Here is a 16,756-nt window from a genome sequence, read left to right as displayed (position 1 = left end):
TTCCGCCATGCAACCCAACGACCTCCTCGCCCTCGACGCCACCACCCTGTCACGCCGGATCGCAGCCCGCGAGTTGTCGTGCCGCGAATTGATGGCCGCCACCCTGGCGCGGATCGAGGCGCTGAATCCGCGCTTCAACGCCATCGTTTCGCTGCGCGATCCGGCGCAATTGCTGGCCGAGGCCGACGAGCGCGACGCCCAACTCGCGCGCGGTGAACGTCTCGGCTGGATGCATGGATTTCCGCTCGCCGTGAAGGACCTGAGCCATGCCGTCGGGCTGCCGACTTCGATGGGTTCGCCATTGGCGCCACGTTCGCCGGCCCGGGCGGACAGCCTGCACGTGGCACGCGCCCGCAATGCCGGCGCGATCGTCATCGGCAAGACGAACACGCCCGAGTTCGGGCTCGGCTCGCACACCTACAACACGGTCTTCGGAACCACACTGAACGCCTATCAACCGACGCTGACCGCCGGCGGCAGCAGCGGCGGCGCGGCCGTGGCACTGGCACTTGGCATGCTGCCGGTGGCCGACGGCAGCGACATGGGTGGCTCGCTTCGCAACCCGGCCGCCTTCAACAACGTGATCGGGTTCCGGCCTTCACGCGGTCGGGTGCCAGGCTCGCCGGATGAAGAACTGTTCATGCAGCAACTCGGCTGCGAAGGCCCGATGGGCCGCACCGTTGAAGATGCAGCGCGACTGCTCGCCGTGCAGGCAGGCTTCGATCACCGCGTTCCGCTGTCATTGCAGGACAGCCTTCCCTCGCCCGATGCGCTGCAACTCGAAGGAGATGTGAAGGGTCTGCGCATCGGCTGGCTCGGCAGCATTTGGCCTGACCTGCCGCTCGCCCCCGGCGTGCGCGAACTCTGCGAGCGCGCCCTGCAGACCTTCCGGGACCTCGGCTGCAACGTCGAGCCGCACCAGCTCGATGTGCCACGCGAACAGAACTGGACCGCGTGGCTGCGGCTGCGCCAGTTGCTGGTGGGTGGCAAGCTCGGCGCGGCGTTTGTCGACCCCGCCCTGCGCGAACGGCTCAAGCCCGAAGCGCGGTGGGAAGTCGAGCAGAGCCACAAGCTGGATGCCGCGGCGCTGTATCAGGCCTCGGTCTATCGCTCGAACGTCTATCGCGCCTTCGTGCGTGCGTTCGAGAGTTTCGATTTCGTCGTGGCGCCGACGGCCCAGGTCTTTCCCTTCGATGCCCAACTCGCATGGCCGGAGAAGGTCGGTGACGTTCAAAGCGACACCTACCACCGATGGATGGAGATCGTCACGCCGTTCACGCTCGCCGGGCTTCCGACGCTCAACGTTCGCGCGGGCTTCGGCGAGGGCGGGCTACCGATGGGCCTGCAAATCGCCGGACCGATCCACAGCGATCTCGCTGTACTGCGGCTGGGCCATGCCTATGACAAGAGCTGCGGCTGGAGCGCAATCCGGCCGTCGGTCCTGGACGGTCTGTCGGGTTAGATCGGCGAAACGACGCCGCGTCCGGCGAAGTGCCCTTCGGCGTTCTCCATGAACCGGTTCACCGATGCCTGCGTCGCCTCGGGCGACCAGCCTGCCATGTGCGGCGTCAGCAAGACGTTGTCGAGGCCGATCAGCGGCTCAGGGCGCTTGGGCTCGCTCTCGTAGACATCGAGCCCCGCACCGGCGATCCGGTTGGCACGCAATGCGGCCGCCAGGGCCTCGGTGTCGACCACGCTCCCGCGCGAGATGTTGATCAGGTAGCCCTGCGGGCCGATCGCATCGAGGATCCGGGCATTGACCATGTGTCGCGTGCCAGGACCGCCCGGCGTGGCGATCACCAGCACATCGGCCCATTCGGCCAGCGCTTCGAGGCTGTCGAAATAGCGGTGGTCGACGCCTTCGCGCGGCTTGCGGTTGTGATAGCCGATCTCCATGTCGAAGCCGGCCGCGCGCTTGGCGATCTTCTGGCCGATGATGCCGAGCCCGAGGATGCCGAGCCTCTTGCCCGAGACGTTGGGCGGGTGCGGAATCTCCTCGCGCCAGACGCCTTCCCGGCACTGCAGATCCAGCGTGCGGATGCGGCGCACGATGCCGATCAGCAGACCGAAGGCATGGTCCGCCACGCAGTCGGCATTGGTGCCTGCGCCGTTGGCGGTCGCGATGCCACGCGCACGTGCCGCTTCCAGCGGAAGGCCTTCATAGCCCGCGCCCATCGCGCAGATGAGTTCGAGCTTCGGCATCGCGGCAATCTCTTCGGGCGTGATGCCGATGACGCCGATGGTCAGCACCGCGCGGAACTTCGCGCCGTGCGCCGCGACGGCCGCCTTCCGCTCGGCGGGGGTGGGCGCGTAGGTCACGTCGTAGACCGCGCCAATCTGGGTCTGATGGGCACTCGAAAGACTGTTGAGCACCAAAAGAGGAATCTTCCCGGACATTCAAATCACTCCTGAAAAACAAATCACAGTACGGGCGCGGCCTCGAGCTTCTGCAGTCTCCACATCTGCGCGTACTTGCCCTGTCGTGCGAGCAAGTCGGCATGGGTGCCGCGCTCGACGATCACACCGCTTTCGAGCACGAGGATTTCGTGCGCGTCGACAACCGTCGACAGCCGGTGCGCGATCACGAGCGTCGTCTTGTTGCGCGCGGCGCTCTTGAGCTCGGACTGGATCGCCCGCTCGTTGGCCGAATCCAGCGCGGAGGTCGCCTCGTCGAAGATCACGATCGGCGGATTCTTGAGCAGCGTGCGCGCAATCGCGACGCGCTGTTTCTCGCCGCCCGAAAGCTTGAGCCCGCGTTCGCCCACCGTGGTTTCATAGCCCTTTGGCGTATGCGCGATGAAGTCGTGGATGCGCGCGGCGCGTGCGGCCTCCTCTACCTCGGCGCGACTGGCACCGGGGCGGCCGTAGGCGATGTTGTATTCGACGGTGTCGTTGAACAGCACGGTGTCCTGCGGCACGATGCCGATCGACTGGCGCACGCTGGCCTGGGTCACCTGGCGAATGTCCTCACCGCCGATCGTGACGCGGCCCTGTTGCACGTCGTAGAAGCGGTAGAGCAGCCTGGCCATCGTCGACTTGCCCGACCCCGAGGGCCCGACCACTGCGACGGTCTGACCCGCCGGAATCTCGAAGCTGACATTCTTGAGGATCGGCCGCGCCGCTTCGTAGGCAAAACTCACGTTCTCGAAGCGCACGGTCGAATCGACGCCCGCCAACGGTTTCGCACCCGGCGCATCGCGCACCTCGCGCTCTTTTTCGAGCAGCACGAACATCTTGTCGAGATCGGTCAGGCTCTGCTTGATCTCGCGATAGATCACGCCGAGGAAGTTCAGCGGGATATAGAGCTGGATCATGAAGGCATTGACCATCACCAGATCGCCGAGCGTCATGCGTCCGTCGACCACGCCCTGCGTCGCACGGTAGAGCATCGCGACGAGGCTGACCGCGATCAGGCACTGCTGCCCTGCGTTGAGCATGCTCAGCGTGGTCTGGCTCTTGACGGCGGCCCTGCGGTAGCGCTCCAGGCTCTCGTCGTAGCGGCCCGCCTCGAATTCTTCGTTGCTGAAATACTTGACCGTCTCGTAGTTCAGCAGCGAATCGACCGCATGACTCTGCGCCTTCGAGTCGAGTTCGTTCATCGTCTTGCGGAACTTCGTGCGCCATTCGGTCACCGTGACGGTGAACGAGATGTAGACCACCAGCGCGGCCAGCGTGATCCAGACGAAGACGGCGTCGAACTTCACCCCGAGCACCGACAGCACGAGCGTCAGTTCGATGATTGTCGGCACGATGCTGTAGAGCGACATCGAGATCAGCGAATGCACGCCGCGCGTGCCGCGCTCGATGTCGCGCGTCATCCCGCCCGTCTGCCGCTCCAGGTGGAAGCGCAGGCTCAGCGCATGGAGATGGCGGAAGACTTCGAGCGAGATGCTGCGCGCCGCGCCCTCGGTGGCCTTGGCAAAGACCAGTTCGCGCAGTTCATTGAAAACGGCCGTCGAGAGCCGGAGCAGCCCATACGCAAGCAGCAGTCCGATGGGCACCACCAGCAGCGAAGCGGCGCTGCCGGGCTTGATCGACATCGCGTCGACCAGGTTCTTGAGCAGGATCGGCACGCCCACGTTGGCAACCTTGGCGCCGATCATGAAGGCAAGCGCCGCCATCACCCGCCATTTGTAGTGCCAGAGGTAGGGGAAGAGTCTGCGCAGCGTCGCCCAGTCGGAGCGATCGCTGCGGGCCGGCTGGCCGGCCGAGACGTGATGGTGTGAAGAAATGGCTTCGCCGCTGCGGCGCATGGGAGACAATCGTGGCTGTTATTTGCTCCAGATTGTGCCCATGTCCGCTTCTCCCAGTGCCAACGTGGCCGCCACACTCAAAAGTCTCCCGGTCGACATGGAGCTCGTGCTCAAGGTCATCCCGATGCCGGCCGATTGCAACGCCAACGGCGACATCTTCGGCGGCTGGGTCATGGCGCAATGCGACCTGGCCGGTTCCGTCATTCCGGCGCGCTATGCCAAAGGCCGCATGGCAACCGTCGCCGTCAACGAATTCATATTCAAGCAACCGGTGCGGCTGGGCGACATCCTGTCGTTCTATTCGAAGCTCGTGCGCATCGGACGCACGTCGATCACCGTGACGGTCGAGGTGTTCGCAGAGCGCTTCAGGGCTCAGGGCGAGTACATCAAGGTGACCGAAGCCACCTTCACCTACGTCGCCATCGACGACAACGGGCGACCTCGACCCATATCGGGCTGACCCCCAGGTTGGCTCACTTCGTGTAGCCGCCCACCCCCTTTCAGGGGGCGCTGCCAGCGGCCCGGCAAAGCCGGTTCCGCGTCAGCCCAGGAATGGGAGGCGAATCAAACCTTTGAGAAATCGGGCTTGCGCTTTTCCATGAAGGCGGTGAACGCCTCGCGTGCGGCGGGTTCGCGCAGCATGCGGCCGAAGGTCTGGCCCTCTTCGCCCATGCGCTCGAGCAGCGCGGGCTGCTGCGACTTCTTCATCAGGCGCTTGGTCTCGACGAGCGCGCTCAGCGGCTTGGCCGCCAGCTTGCGCGCTTGCGCCTGGGCGATGCTGTTGGCTTCGGTCGGCGGGACGACGCGGTTGACCAGGCCCACTTCGAGCGCCGCTTCGGCCATGAAGGGGTCGCCCAGCAACAGTGCCTCGGCTGCGCGGTGGTAGCCGAACATTTGCGGCACCAGGAGGCTGGAGGCGGCCTCGGGACACAGGCCCAGGTTCACGAAGGGCATCGAGAACGCGGCGTTGTCGCCGGCATAGACGAGGTCGCAGTGGAACAACATCGTCGTGCCGATACCCACGGCCGGACCGCAGACCGATGCCACGATCGGCTTCGGGAAAGTCGCAATGCCGCGCAGGAAGCGGAACACCGGCGATTCCTGCGTGGAAGGCGGCGCATTGAGAAAGTCGCCGATGTCGTTGCCGGCACTGAAGATCGTGGCGTCGCCCTGGATCAGCACGGCGCGCACGCCGTTGTCCTGCTCGGCCTTGGCCAATGCGTCGGCAAGTTCACCGTACATCGCCGCGGTGATGGAATTCTTCTTGTCGAGACGATTGAAAGTGAGGGTCATCACACCGGCTTCGGTGTGGACGAGGATGTCGCTCATGATGGGTCCTTGCAAAAAATGGGGTCAGGCGCCGAGCGCCTCTTGCACGAAGTCGAGCCGGTCCTGGCCCCAGAACATCTGGTTGCCGACGAACATGGTGGGCGCGCCGAACACGCCGCGCTCCACCGCCTCCTGGGTGACCGCCTTGAGGCGGTCCTTCACGTCCTGCGCGTTGGCCAGCGCGAGCAGCTTCGCGGCATCGAATCCCGCTTCCTGCAACACGGCACCCACCGTCGACGGGTCGTTCAAGTTGCGCGGCTCGACCCACATCGCGTGATAGACGGCATCGACATAGGCCTGGAAGCGGTCGGGCTCATGCATCTGCATGCCGGTGGCGCCACGCATCAACACGAGCGTGTTGATGGGGAAATGAGGATTGAACTTGATCGGCACCCCGTAGCGGCGCGCAAAACGCGCGAAATCCGTGAACACATAAGGCGCTTTGGCTGGGATTGTCGCCGGCGAATGGTTGCCCGTGGCCTGGAACACGCCGCCCAGCAGCATCGGCTTCCAGACCAGTTCCGCCCCCGCATCAGTGCAAAGCTTCGGCAACTGCGTGGCGGCAAGGTAGGAGGCAGGGCTGCCGAAGTCGAAATAGAAATCGACCGATCGCATCGTCATGTGTGTTGTCTCCTCAGAACTTCTCGGTCCACGGCCGCAGGTCGAGCTCGTGCGTCCAGGCATCGCGTGGCTGCGAATGCAGCATCCAGTAGGCATCCGCGATGTGCTCGGGATTGAGGATGCCATCCTCTGCCTTGAGCGCATAGCGTTCCGGGAAGTTGCTGCGGATGAATTCAGTGTCGATGGCGCCGTCGATGATCGAATGCGCCACGTGAATGCCACGCGGGCCCAGCTCTCGCGCCATGCTTTGCGCCAGTGCGCGCAATGCCATCTTCGCGCCCGAAAAAGCGCCGAAGTTCGCGGCGCCGCGCAGCGATGCCGTGGCGCCGGTGAAGATGATCGTTCCTCGGTGCGCGCCTTCGGGCAGTTCGCGCCCCACCATGCGCTTGGCCACTTCGCGCCCGTTCAGGAAGCCCGAGAAGCAGGCCATTTCCCAGACCTTGAAATACTTGCGCGCGGTTTCCGCCAGGATGCTTTCGGGCACGTTGGCGCCGATATTGAACACCAGCACTTCGATCGGCCCGATGGTCGACTCGATCTGCTCGACCAACGCGACGACTTCCTCTTCCTTGCGTGCATCGCTCGCGAAGGCATGGGCCTTGCCGCCTTCGGCCTCGATCTGCGTGACCAGCGGCTGGAGCTTGTCGAGACTGCGTCGCGTGACGCAGGTCGCGTAGCCCCCGCGTGCGAAGCGGCGTGCGATCGCGCCGCCGGTGGCGTCGCCTGCGCCGACGATCAATGCTGCCTTGGTAGATGCCACGATCACTCCTTGAAATAGACGATCTGGTTACTGGTTGCGAGCAACGCGCCGGTTTCGCTCCATAGCTGCGCAGCCTGGTCGAAATAGCCATTGCGGAATTGTTGCCCCGTCGCGCGTCCCAGCAGGTAGCCGGTGCCGACCTGGTCGAGCAGCGCCGCGTCGGTGTGGAAATAAGTCGTGATCGACACCGTGCCAATCGGCACCGGCGTGGCCCGCCGCAACCAGACGCGGGGATAGAAGGTGTCGCTCAGTGCGGCGAGCGAGGCAAAGTCCAATGGACGCGGCGCGTCATCGCGCAGCCACATGAGCGTTTCGCTGTGGTCGCCACTACCGTCCCATCGCGTGGGAATGATGCCCTTGATGGGGCGCATCTCGTACCGCTGGAGCCATTCCACCTTCGCCGGACCGATGGCCAGCCGCGGCACTGCCTCGGGCGAGGGTACATCGGGCATCGGCAGGTCGTTTGCGCCCCAGGTCTCGCGGCGCACGGCCGTGACCACCGTTCCCGTCGTCGTGACGTGCCGCTTGCCGTCCGCGTCGGCCTGAGCCATCTCGATGGTCCAGTGCTGCGTCGATCGGTTGGTGCGCACCGGCACGGCCAACACCTCGAACGAACCTGCGCCCAACGCGGCGGCATAGTTCACCGTCAGTGCGACGGGCTCCCCGAGCAGGTCGGGATGCCGCAGCACCGACTGAAGCATGACCGCTGCGGTCGTGCCGCCGAAAGGCCCGACCATGTTCCAGTAGTCCTGGCTCGTCGTGCCGGAGAAGAGCCCCGCGCGAATGTCGCTGTGCGACAGCGCGAGGGCCTGGTCGAGAGGATGTGTCTTCATGGCGGGAGTGTGCCTCCGTGGTGACGGGTCGTGCAGTCGTGTGGGAGACGCCTGCACCTGCTCACAAACCCTGAGACGTCAGACGCGCTCGAAGATCCCTGCCGCGCCCTGCCCCATGCCCACGCACATCGTGACCATGCCGTACTTCAGCTTCTTGCGCTGCAGTGCGTGCACCACAGTGGCAGAGCGGATGGCGCCCGTCGCGCCCAGCGGATGTCCCAGCGCTATGGCGCCGCCCATCGGGTTGACCTTGGCCGGATCGAGGCCCAGCGTGTTCATCACCGCGAGCGATTGCGCCGCGAAGGCTTCGTTGAGTTCGATCCAGTCGATGGCGTCCTGCGTCAGCCCGGCGTAGCGCAGCGCAGCAGGGATCGCCTCGATCGGGCCGATACCCATGATGTGCGGCGGCACGCCCTTGCTGGCAAAGCTCACGAAACGCGCGAGCGGCTTCAGGTCGAACTGCTTGCACGCTTTCTCGTTCGCGAGGATGAGCGCGCCGGCGCCGTCGGACGTCTGCGAACTGTTGCCGGCGGTGACGGTGCCGCGCGCAGCGAACACCGTGCGCAGCTTGGCGAGCCCCTCGATCGACGTGTCAGGACGCGCGCCTTCATCCAGGCTGACGGTGCGGGTCTTCGTGATCACTTCCCCAGTTTCAAGATTGGGCATGCGGTCGGTCACCTCGATCGGCGTGATCTCGGCGCTGAATTCACCGGCCTGCTGCGCAGCCAGTGCGCGCTGATGCGATTGCAGTGCAAAGGCGTCCTGCGCCTCGCGGCTGACCTTCCATTGCTGTGCCACCTTCTCAGCCGTGAGACCCATGCCGTAGGCAATGCCCACGTCGCCTTCACGCTCGAAGATCGACGGCGACAACGAGGGCGAGTTGCCCATCATCGGCACCATGCTCATGCTTTCGACGCCGGCCGCGATCATCACCTCGGCCTCGCCGACGCGGATGCGGTCCGCCGCCATCTGCACGGCCGACAGGCCCGATGCGCAGAAGCGATTGACCGTGATCCCGCCGATGCTGTTGGGCAGGCCCGCCAGCACGGCGCCGATGCGCGCGACGTTGAGCCCCTGCTGCGATTCGGGAATCGCGCAACCGCAGATGATGTCCTCGATCGCCTTCGGATCGAGCCCAGGCACTGCCGCGAGCGCTGCCTTCAGCGTGGTCGCGAGCAGGTCGTCGGGACGGTAGTTGCGGAAGTAGCCGCGATGCGACTTGCCAATCGGCGTGCGGGTCGCGGAGACGATGTAGGCGTCCTGGATTTGTTTGCTCATGATGTCTGTCCTTAGTTCCGCACCGGCTTGCCGGTCGAGAGCATGCCCATGATTCGCTCTTGCGTCTTGGGATGCACGATGAGTGAGCAGAAAGCCTTGCGCTCGAGCGTCATCAGATATTCCTCGGTCACGAGCGAGCCGGCATCGATGTCGCCGCCGGTCACCACTTCCGCGATCAGGCTCGCGATGTGGAAGTCGTGGGCGCTGATGAAGCCGCCGTCGCGCATGTTGACCAACTGGCCCTTGATCGTGGCCGCCCCACTGCGACCCGCGACCTTGAAGGTACGACGCAGCGGCGGACGCCATCCGGCATCGGCCATCGACTTGGCCTGCTGCAAGGCGACGTAGAGCAGTTCGTCCTTGTTCGGGACGATCACGTCGCTGTCCAGCAGGTAGCCCAGCTTCTTCGAATCCAGCGCGCCGGTGCCCACCTTGGCCATGTCCGCGGCGGTGAAGCCTTCGGTCAGGAAGGGCAGCAGGTCGGTGCCAGTCGAGGCCGCCGCGTTCTCGGCGGCACGGCGCGCGATGTAGGTCAGACCGCCGGCGCCGGGGATGAGGCCCACGCCCACTTCCACGAGACCGATATAGCTTTCCATCGCCGCAACGCGCTTCGCCGAGTGAGCCGCGAGTTCGCAGCCGCCACCCAAGGCCATGCCGCGCACGGCCGAGATCACCGGCACGCTGGCGTAGCGGATCTTGAGCATGACCTTCTGGAGCTCTTCCTCGGCTGCTTCGACCGCGCCGATGCCGGCAACCACGAAGGCCGGGAGCATGGCCTGCAAGTCAGCGCCGACCGAAAACACTTCGTCGGGCGACCAGATCACCATCGCCTTGTAGTCCTTCTCGGCGAGCTCGACGCCCGCGGCGAGGGCCTCGGCCACATCCGGGCTGATGGCGTGCATCTTGGAATGAATGCTGGCGATCAGTACTTCGCCGTCCAGCGTCCACAGGCGCACGTCGCCTTCGTCCTGGATGGTGGTGCCGGCCTTGTTCGCATCGAGTGCGTTCGCGCCGAGGACGCTTTCGGCGAACAGCTGGCGTGCATGCACCGGCAAGCGGCGCGGTGCGACGAAGCGATTCTGCGAAGCGCTCCACGAGCCTTCGGGCGTGTGCACACCGCCGGCTTCGGCCACCGGGCCTTCGAACACCCACTTCGGCAGCGGGGCGGTCGACAGCGCCTTGCCCGCATCGATGTCTTCCTGGATCCAGGTCGCGACCTGTTTCCAGCCCGCTTCCTGCCAGAGCTCGAACGGCCCCTGCTTCATGCCGAAGCCCCAGCGCATTGCGAAGTCGATGTCGCGCGCGCTTTCGGCGATGGTCGCGAGGTGAACGGCCGCGTAGTGGAAGCTGTCACGCAAGATGGCCCAGAGGAATTGGCCCTGCGCGCCTTCGCTCTCGCGCAGCAGTTTCAGGCGTTCGGGCGCGGGCTTCTTGAGCATGCGACCGTAGACCTCATCCGCCTTGTCGCCGGAAGGCACGTACTCGCCCTTGGCCAGGTCGAAGCGCAGGATGTCGCGGCCAGCCTTCTTGAAGAAGCCGGCCTTGGTCTTCTGGCCGAGGTTGCCCAGTTCGAGCAGCTTGGCGAGCACCGGCGGCGTCGCGAAGTTCGGATAGAACGGATCGCTCTTCTCGTCCAGGTTGTCCTGCAGCGTCTTGACGACGTGCGCCAACGTGTCGAGCCCGACCACGTCGGCCGTGCGGAAGGTGCCCGAACTGGCGCGGCCGAGCTTCTTGCCGGTGAGGTCATCCACCACGTCCGGCGTGAGGCCGAACTTCTCGACTTCCTTCAGCGTCGCCAGCATGCCGGCGATGCCGACACGGTTGGCGATGAAGTTGGGCGTGTCGTGCGCACGCACCACGCCCTTGCCGAGCGTGCTGGTGACGAAGGCTTCGAGTTCGTCGAGCACCTGCGGCTCGGTAGTCGGCGTGTTGATCAGCTCGACCAGGAACATGTAGCGCGGTGGGTTGAAGAAGTGGATCCCGCAGAAGCGCGGCTTGAGCGCCTCCGGCAGCGCCTCGCTGAGCTTGGTGATCGACAGGCCCGAAGTGTTCGAGGCCAGGATCGAATGCTTGGCCACGTGCGGCGCGATCTTCTTGTAGAGATCGAGCTTCCAGTCCATGCGCTCGGCGATCGCTTCGATCACCAGGTCGCATTCACCAAGCTTGGCGAGATCGACTTCGTAGTTGGCCTGCTCGATCAGGCCGGCATCGGCCACGTCGCCGAGCGGCGCGGGCTTGAGCTTCTTGAGGTTGTCGATGGCACGCGAGACGATACCGTTCTTCGACCCTTCCTTGGCCGGCAGGTCGAACAGCACGACCGGCACACGCACATTGACGAGATGCGCGGCAATCTGCGCGCCCATCACGCCGGCGCCGAGCACGGCGACTTTCTTCACTTGAAATCTGGACATAACTGGCCCTACAAAAGTTCTAACTGATTCGGGAAACACCGTGGAACCGGCTTCGCCGGGCCACCGGTGTTGCGCCCTTGAGGGGGAGGCGGCTACACGAGAGTGAGCAAGCAACGGGGGTGGGTCAAGGAATGCGGTTCCAGGTTTGGGTGCGCCAGAAGGGGCCGAGGTAGCCGCGTACCTCCAACTTCTTTCCACCGTCGATGGGGGTGAAGCTCGCGCGGTATTCCTTGCCGTTTTCGGGGTCGAGGATCTTTCCGCCTTCCCAGACGTCCTTGCCCTCGGCCTTCTTGCCGCCCCGGATGATGTCGAGGCCGACCATCGGCTTGCCCTTGCGGTCATCGGTGCACTCGTCGCACGCCGCATCGGGCTTCGCGTCCTTGCGGAGTGTCTTCTCGATGCGGCCTTGCAGTCCGCCGCCCGATTCGGCGATGCGGATCTCAGCCTTCGATTCGCCGGTCTTGTCGTCGACGCTGCGCCAGAGCCCCACGGGGCTCATCTGGGCAAAGGCGCTGCCACTTGCCAATATAAGTACTGCGGCAAGCGCAGCGAAGCCCGTTCGGGAACTGCCGCGGAACCGGCTTTGCCGGGCCGCAGGCAGTGCCCCCTTGAGGGGGGATCCGAAGCGACACGAAGTGCGCGGAGATTCGGGGGTGAGCATATTTATGCCAGCGCGGCGTCGGTGTTCATCAGCGGCGCGGCGCCGGCACGCGCGGTGCGCATCAAGGTCGCAGTCTCAGGGAAGAGCTTGGCGAAGTAGAAGCGCGCGGTCTGCAGCTTGGCCTGGTAGAACGGGTCGGTGTTGCCGGCAGCGATCTCGCGCAGCGCCGTACGCGCCATCAACGCGAAGAGATAGCCGAACACGAAGTGGCCCGCGACGCGCAGGTAGTCGACAGCCGCGGCGCCGACTTCATCCGGATTCTGGAAGCCCTTGAAGCCGATCTCGGTCGTGAACTTGGTGAGCTGGTCGCCCAGGATGGCCACCGGCGTGATGAACTCGCTCATCTTCTCGTTGACGCCTTCTTCTTCCACCAGCTTGCCGACCAGCTTGCCGAACTTCTTCAGCGTCGCGCCGTTGTTGCCCAGCACCTTGCGGCCCAGCAGGTCCAGCGACTGGATGGTGTTGGTGCCTTCATAGATCATGTTGATGCGGTTGTCGCGCACGAACTGCTCCATGCCCCATTCCTTGATGAAGCCATGGCCGCCGAAGACCTGCATGCAAGCGTTGGTGGAGATGTGGCCGTTGTCGGTGATGAAGGCCTTCACGATGGGCGTCAGCAGCGCGACGATCTCGCCGGAGTCCTTGCGCACCTTCTCGTCGGGATGGTTGTGCTCCTTGTCGAGCAGCAGCGTGCAATAGATGGCCAATGCGCGGCCGCCTTCGGCGTAGGCCTTGGCGGTCATCAGCATCTTGCGCACGTCGGGGTGCACGATGATGGGATCGGCTTCCTTGTCCTTGGCCTTCACGCCAGAGAGCGAGCGCATCTGGATGCGGTCCTTGGCATAGGCCAGGGCGTTCTGGAAGGCCACTTCGGTCAAGCCGAGCGACTGGTTGCCCACGCCCAGGCGGGCGGCATTCATCATCACGAACATCGCGGCCAGGCCCTTGTTGGGCTCGCCGACGAGCGTGCCGCTGGCGGCTTCGAGCACCATCTGCGCCGTCGCGTTGCCGTGGATACCCATCTTGTGCTCGAGGCCGCCGCAATAGATGCCGTTGCGGCTTCCGAGCGAGCCGTCGGCGTTGACGTTGAACTTCGGCACCACGAAAAGGCTGATGCCCTTGCTGCCCTTGGGCGCGTCCGGCAGGCGCGCGAGCACCAGGTGGATGATGTTCTCGGCCATGTCGTGTTCGCCGGCCGAGATGAAGATCTTGTTGCCGGTCAGCTTGTAGGTGCCGTCGGTTTGCGGTTCGGCCTTGGTGCGCAGCATGCCGAGGTCGGTGCCGCAATGAGGTTCGGTCAGGCACATGGTGCCGGTCCATTCGCCGGTCGTGAGCTTGGGCAGGTAGGTCTTCTTTTGCGCGTCGGTGCCGTGGGCCACGAGCGCTTCATAAGCGCCGTGCGACAGGCCGGGGTACATCGTCCATGCCTGATTGGCCGAGTTGAGCATTTCGTAGATGCACTGGTTCACGACAAAAGGCAGGCCCTGACCACCGTAGGCAGGGTCGCACGAGAGCGCCGCCCAGCCGCCTTCGACGTATTGGGCATAGGCATCCTTGAAGCCCTTGGGGGTCTTCACTTCGTGCGTGGTCTTGTCGAGCACGCAGCCTTCCTCGTCACCGTTGATGTTGAGCGGGAAAGTCACCTCGGAGGCGAACTTGCCGCCCTCTTCGAGCACCGCGTTGACGGTGTCCGCATCGACCTCGGCATGCTTGGGCATCGCCTTGAATTCTTCGGTGACCTTCAGCACCTCATGCATCACGAATTGCATGTCGCGAAGAGGTGGGGTGTAAGCGGGCATGTGGAGACTCCGGAAAGTGAAAGTAAGGAAGAAAAAGGGGTGCGTCGAGCCGCGCGGCTCAGGGGACGGTCTTCAGCCGGCGTCGCGTCGGGCGGGCTTCGGCGGTGGCGAGCGGCGCGTCCGGCGACGCGCTGCGTGCAAGGATGTTGTCAAAGCCGACGTTGGCTCGCGCCAGCGATTCGGGCGAGCGCAGGAAGCGGGCTTCGTAGTGCAGCGCCAGGATCAGCGCATGGATCTCGAAGGCGATCTGCTTCTCGTCGGCGTCATCGCGGAGATGGCCTTCCGTCTTGGCCTGCACGACGGCGCGGTACATGGCGTCGAGCCAGGTGTTGACCGAATCGGCCAGCGCGTCGCGCACCGGGCCGGGCCGGTCGTCGAATTCGACCGCGCCACTGATGTAGATACACCCGGAGTCGATCTCGGCGGACGTGCGCTTCATCCAGTTGGCGAACAGGGCGCGCAGGCGCGGCAGGCCGCGTGGGGCATCGAGTGCAGGGTAGAAGACTTCTTGTTCGAAACGCGAGTGGTATTCGCGCACCACCGAGATCTGGAGTTCCTCGCGCGAGCCGAAGTGGGCGAACACGCCCGACTTGCTCATCTGCGTCACTTCGGCGAGGGCCCCGATCGACAGGCCCTCCAGACCAATCTGCGCGGCGAGGTTCAGGGCGGCATCGATGATGACGGCCTTTGTCTGCTGGCCCTTCTGGGGCGCGCGAGCGGACTTGGCGGAAGCGGGGGACGCGGGCATCGGAGGGGATTTCAAAATAAAACGAACGATCGTTCTATTTTGCAGGACTTTTCCGCCACTCCAAAGTACAAAGACCCGCAAATGCTGCGGGTCTTTGGAAACGCGCGAGGGCCTCGGGAATCAGTCCCGGCCTCGCTGCTCGCAGCTTCCTATTGCAGCGCCCCCCAACGCGAGACAGCGGGCTCCGCAATCGCCCATTTCCATCCGTCCGCTCCTTGGCAAGCAAAGGTCACGAAGCGAGGCTGCGGTGCGCCGGCCATCTTGGCTTCGACATCGTCCACCGAAAACACCGCCTCCTTGCACGCCGCCAAGGACGTCTTGAACGCTCGTGCAACGGTGACTTCGCCTTGCGCGTTTCCGTAGGGCACCGCGTGGCGAATTTCCCACGGCCGGCGCTCTCCAACCTTCATCTTGCCGATGAGGGACGCGATCTGCGTCTGCTCTTCGTGGCTCCAGCGGCGCAGAAGTGCATTGATCGATTCGTTCACGCCCGCCTGCACACCGATCCCAATGGCGACACCCACGGCAGGATTGGAAGCTGCAGCGCCCGATGCCACCCCCGTCACGGCGCCTGCGACGCCCCCGATGGAACTGCAGGCACTCAGCGCGGCAACGCATGCCATTGCCGCAACGAACCTGGGCGCGCCGACAGCAAGGTCTTTGCCCATCACTGCAAGGCGCCCCAGCGCTCCGTCGAAGGCTCGGCTGAAGCCCAGGCCCAGCGGCTCCCGCTGCGACAGATGGCCGCCACGTAGAACTCGCTGATCGGCAACGCATCCCGTCCGCTCTGCTCCACCGACACGACGATCTCCTTGCAATCGAGTTCGCCGGAACTGATGACGCGGCTGACCGTCACGCGACCCGCTTCATCGGACTCGAGGGGAAGCGAAAGCGAGGTCTTCCAAGGCTTGATCTGGCCGACCTTGAGCGGTCCAGCGACCTGTGCGATCTGTTGTTGCGCCTCTTCGTGGATCTTTCGCTGCTGATACTGAATACCGGCACGGGCAATGGCCTGTACGCCGATCCCGATGCCGGCCGCTACGCCGGCGTTGTCCGTGATCGCACTGGCGATCGCGCCGCTTGCAATACCCGCTCCGGCCGACGCGCTTTCAGCGAGGAGCGAACCGCATCCACTCAGCGCCAGCACCGAGGCCGCCAGAAGCGCTCCTGCCTGCCACCCCTTCACCACAAGTCCGCCGACTCTTCGACGACCATGCGCCCGTTGGCGGGCTGAATCGGTCGATGGTTGTCGCGGAACAGCTTCCGGAAGGCGTTGATCTGGTTGCGCGACATTTCGATCGGTTCTTTCAGCACCACCCAGTTGACGCTCTCCCTGCAAGGGGGTGTCGTCAGCGACCCGGTGTAGAGCAGTGCCTTGCGCCCTTTCGGCAGCAGCGCGTCGAGGTCGATCTGCGCATCGCGCGGGGCGTCATTCGATGCCGGCAGATTGGCGAACAGCGGTGCAAGTGCATGGTTTTGACTGCCTGCCTTGATGAAAACGCCCACGACAGTGAGCTTTCCGCGGTCGCCCTTGCCGACAAGGTGCATCTCCATCGGGAACGACTTGCCATCCAGACGATGTTCGCTGGGCGTGTGGAAATGGAACTGCGCCAACGGGTAGTCGCGGGCCTTGAAAGTGACCGCATTGCCGTCGCTTTCATTCACATCCATCTGGATGGTATGGCCGTTGTTGAGCAGCTTGCCGGTCGCCTTGCCGAAGCGGATCGCCACATCATGGTCCGCAAGAGGAGCGGCCTTGCTTCCCCGAAGATCAATGGGCGATTGCCGCTGTCCGATACCGCAAAGCCGATTCTCTTCAGCCAATGCGGCCCATTCTCCGGGGCCGGTATGACCGCCATACGACCAGTGTTCGGATGCACTTGCAAATGCGGCGGAGGTGAAGCCGAATGCGACGAGGCCCGCCGTGGCGAGCCGATTGAAATGAGACATCTGAGCGCTGACCCTGAACGATGAGAATTGGCATCCCGCACGCGCAACGGACACGCGTCGAACGGGATTTCAAGTCTCGCCGAAAGGGATCGCTACCCGTTCTCGATTAGGGC

The 16,756-nt window shown here is 64.5% G+C and carries 16 protein-coding genes; 2 read left to right on the top strand and 14 right to left on the bottom strand.

Features of this window, described 5'->3' with window-relative positions:
- The first annotated feature begins 7 nt into the window (after positions 1-7).
- Complete coding sequence (locus AC1DN9_RS04505; protein WP_478097694.1) at positions 8-1,462, top strand: amidase; 1,455 nt, start codon at positions 8-10, stop codon at positions 1,460-1,462.
- Here the strand turns inward: AC1DN9_RS04505 and AC1DN9_RS04500 are convergent.
- The gene (locus AC1DN9_RS04500) at positions 1,459-2,397 is read right to left on the bottom strand and encodes a 2-hydroxyacid dehydrogenase (protein ID WP_478097692.1); all 939 of its coding nucleotides are present in this window, start codon (positions 2,395-2,397) and stop codon (positions 1,459-1,461) included. The genes AC1DN9_RS04505 and AC1DN9_RS04500 overlap by 4 nt on opposite strands.
- Before the next feature lie 23 nt (positions 2,398-2,420).
- The gene (locus AC1DN9_RS04495; RefSeq protein WP_478097690.1) at positions 2,421-4,253 is read right to left on the bottom strand and encodes an ABCB family ABC transporter ATP-binding protein/permease; all 1,833 of its coding nucleotides are present in this window, start codon (positions 4,251-4,253) and stop codon (positions 2,421-2,423) included.
- Positions 4,254-4,293: 40 nt separating this feature from the next.
- On the opposite strand from AC1DN9_RS04495, the gene AC1DN9_RS04490 reads away from it, so the two are divergent.
- The gene (locus AC1DN9_RS04490) at positions 4,294-4,713 is read left to right on the top strand and encodes an acyl-CoA thioesterase (RefSeq protein WP_478097688.1); all 420 of its coding nucleotides are present in this window, start codon (positions 4,294-4,296) and stop codon (positions 4,711-4,713) included.
- Positions 4,714-4,817: 104 nt separating this feature from the next.
- Here the strand turns inward: AC1DN9_RS04490 and AC1DN9_RS04485 are convergent, their stop codons facing one another.
- From AC1DN9_RS04485 to AC1DN9_RS04430, 12 genes are all read right to left on the bottom strand, one after another.
- Positions 4,818-5,582 carry an enoyl-CoA hydratase gene (locus tag AC1DN9_RS04485; RefSeq protein WP_478097686.1) on the bottom strand — a complete coding sequence of 255 codons (765 nt, stop codon included), beginning with the start codon at positions 5,580-5,582 and terminating at the stop codon, positions 4,818-4,820.
- Between the two features lie 24 nt (positions 5,583-5,606).
- Positions 5,607-6,197 (bottom strand): 2-hydroxychromene-2-carboxylate isomerase, encoded by a 591-nt coding sequence (locus AC1DN9_RS04480; RefSeq protein ID WP_478098131.1) that lies wholly within the window; start codon positions 6,195-6,197, stop codon positions 5,607-5,609.
- Between the two features lie 19 nt (positions 6,198-6,216).
- Positions 6,217-6,963: an SDR family oxidoreductase gene (locus tag AC1DN9_RS04475; protein ID WP_478097684.1), complete on the bottom strand. Its 747-nt coding sequence runs from the start codon at positions 6,961-6,963 to the stop codon at positions 6,217-6,219.
- 2 nt (positions 6,964-6,965) lie between these two features.
- Positions 6,966-7,796: an acyl-CoA thioesterase gene (locus AC1DN9_RS04470; RefSeq protein ID WP_478097682.1), complete on the bottom strand. Its 831-nt coding sequence runs from the start codon at positions 7,794-7,796 to the stop codon at positions 6,966-6,968.
- Between the two features lie 78 nt (positions 7,797-7,874).
- The gene (locus AC1DN9_RS04465) at positions 7,875-9,074 is read right to left on the bottom strand and encodes an acetyl-CoA C-acyltransferase (protein ID WP_478097680.1); all 1,200 of its coding nucleotides are present in this window, start codon (positions 9,072-9,074) and stop codon (positions 7,875-7,877) included.
- A gap of 11 nt (positions 9,075-9,085) precedes the next feature.
- Complete coding sequence (locus AC1DN9_RS04460; protein WP_478097678.1) at positions 9,086-11,485, bottom strand: 3-hydroxyacyl-CoA dehydrogenase/enoyl-CoA hydratase family protein; 2,400 nt, start codon at positions 11,483-11,485, stop codon at positions 9,086-9,088.
- Between the two features lie 124 nt (positions 11,486-11,609).
- On the bottom strand, positions 11,610-11,984 hold the full coding sequence (locus tag AC1DN9_RS04455) for a DUF2147 domain-containing protein (protein WP_478097676.1): 375 nt from the start codon (positions 11,982-11,984) through the stop codon (positions 11,610-11,612).
- 164 nt (positions 11,985-12,148) lie between these two features.
- The gene (locus AC1DN9_RS04450) at positions 12,149-13,945 is read right to left on the bottom strand and encodes an acyl-CoA dehydrogenase C-terminal domain-containing protein (RefSeq protein WP_478097674.1); all 1,797 of its coding nucleotides are present in this window, start codon (positions 13,943-13,945) and stop codon (positions 12,149-12,151) included.
- Positions 13,946-14,003: 58 nt separating this feature from the next.
- Positions 14,004-14,693: a TetR/AcrR family transcriptional regulator gene (locus AC1DN9_RS04445; protein ID WP_478097672.1), complete on the bottom strand. Its 690-nt coding sequence runs from the start codon at positions 14,691-14,693 to the stop codon at positions 14,004-14,006.
- 149 nt (positions 14,694-14,842) lie between these two features.
- Positions 14,843-15,316, bottom strand: a complete 474-nt coding sequence (locus AC1DN9_RS04440; RefSeq protein ID WP_478097670.1) for a hypothetical protein — start codon at positions 15,314-15,316, stop codon at positions 14,843-14,845.
- A 44-nt stretch (positions 15,317-15,360) separates the two neighbouring features.
- A complete protein-coding gene (locus AC1DN9_RS04435) occupies positions 15,361-15,879 on the bottom strand; it encodes a hypothetical protein (protein WP_478097668.1) in 519 nt (172 codons plus the stop codon).
- Positions 15,876-16,643, bottom strand: coding sequence for a carbonic anhydrase (locus AC1DN9_RS04430; RefSeq protein WP_478097666.1), 768 nt, complete (start codon positions 16,641-16,643; stop codon positions 15,876-15,878). Before AC1DN9_RS04430 ends, AC1DN9_RS04435 begins: the two co-directional genes overlap by 4 nt.
- Positions 16,644-16,756: the final 113 nt, after the last annotated feature.

The organism is Variovorax sp. 05L425 (assembly GCF_056397705.1).
The sequence above is the reverse complement of the archived record's forward strand: the minus strand, read 5'-3'. Positions and strand labels throughout refer to the sequence as shown.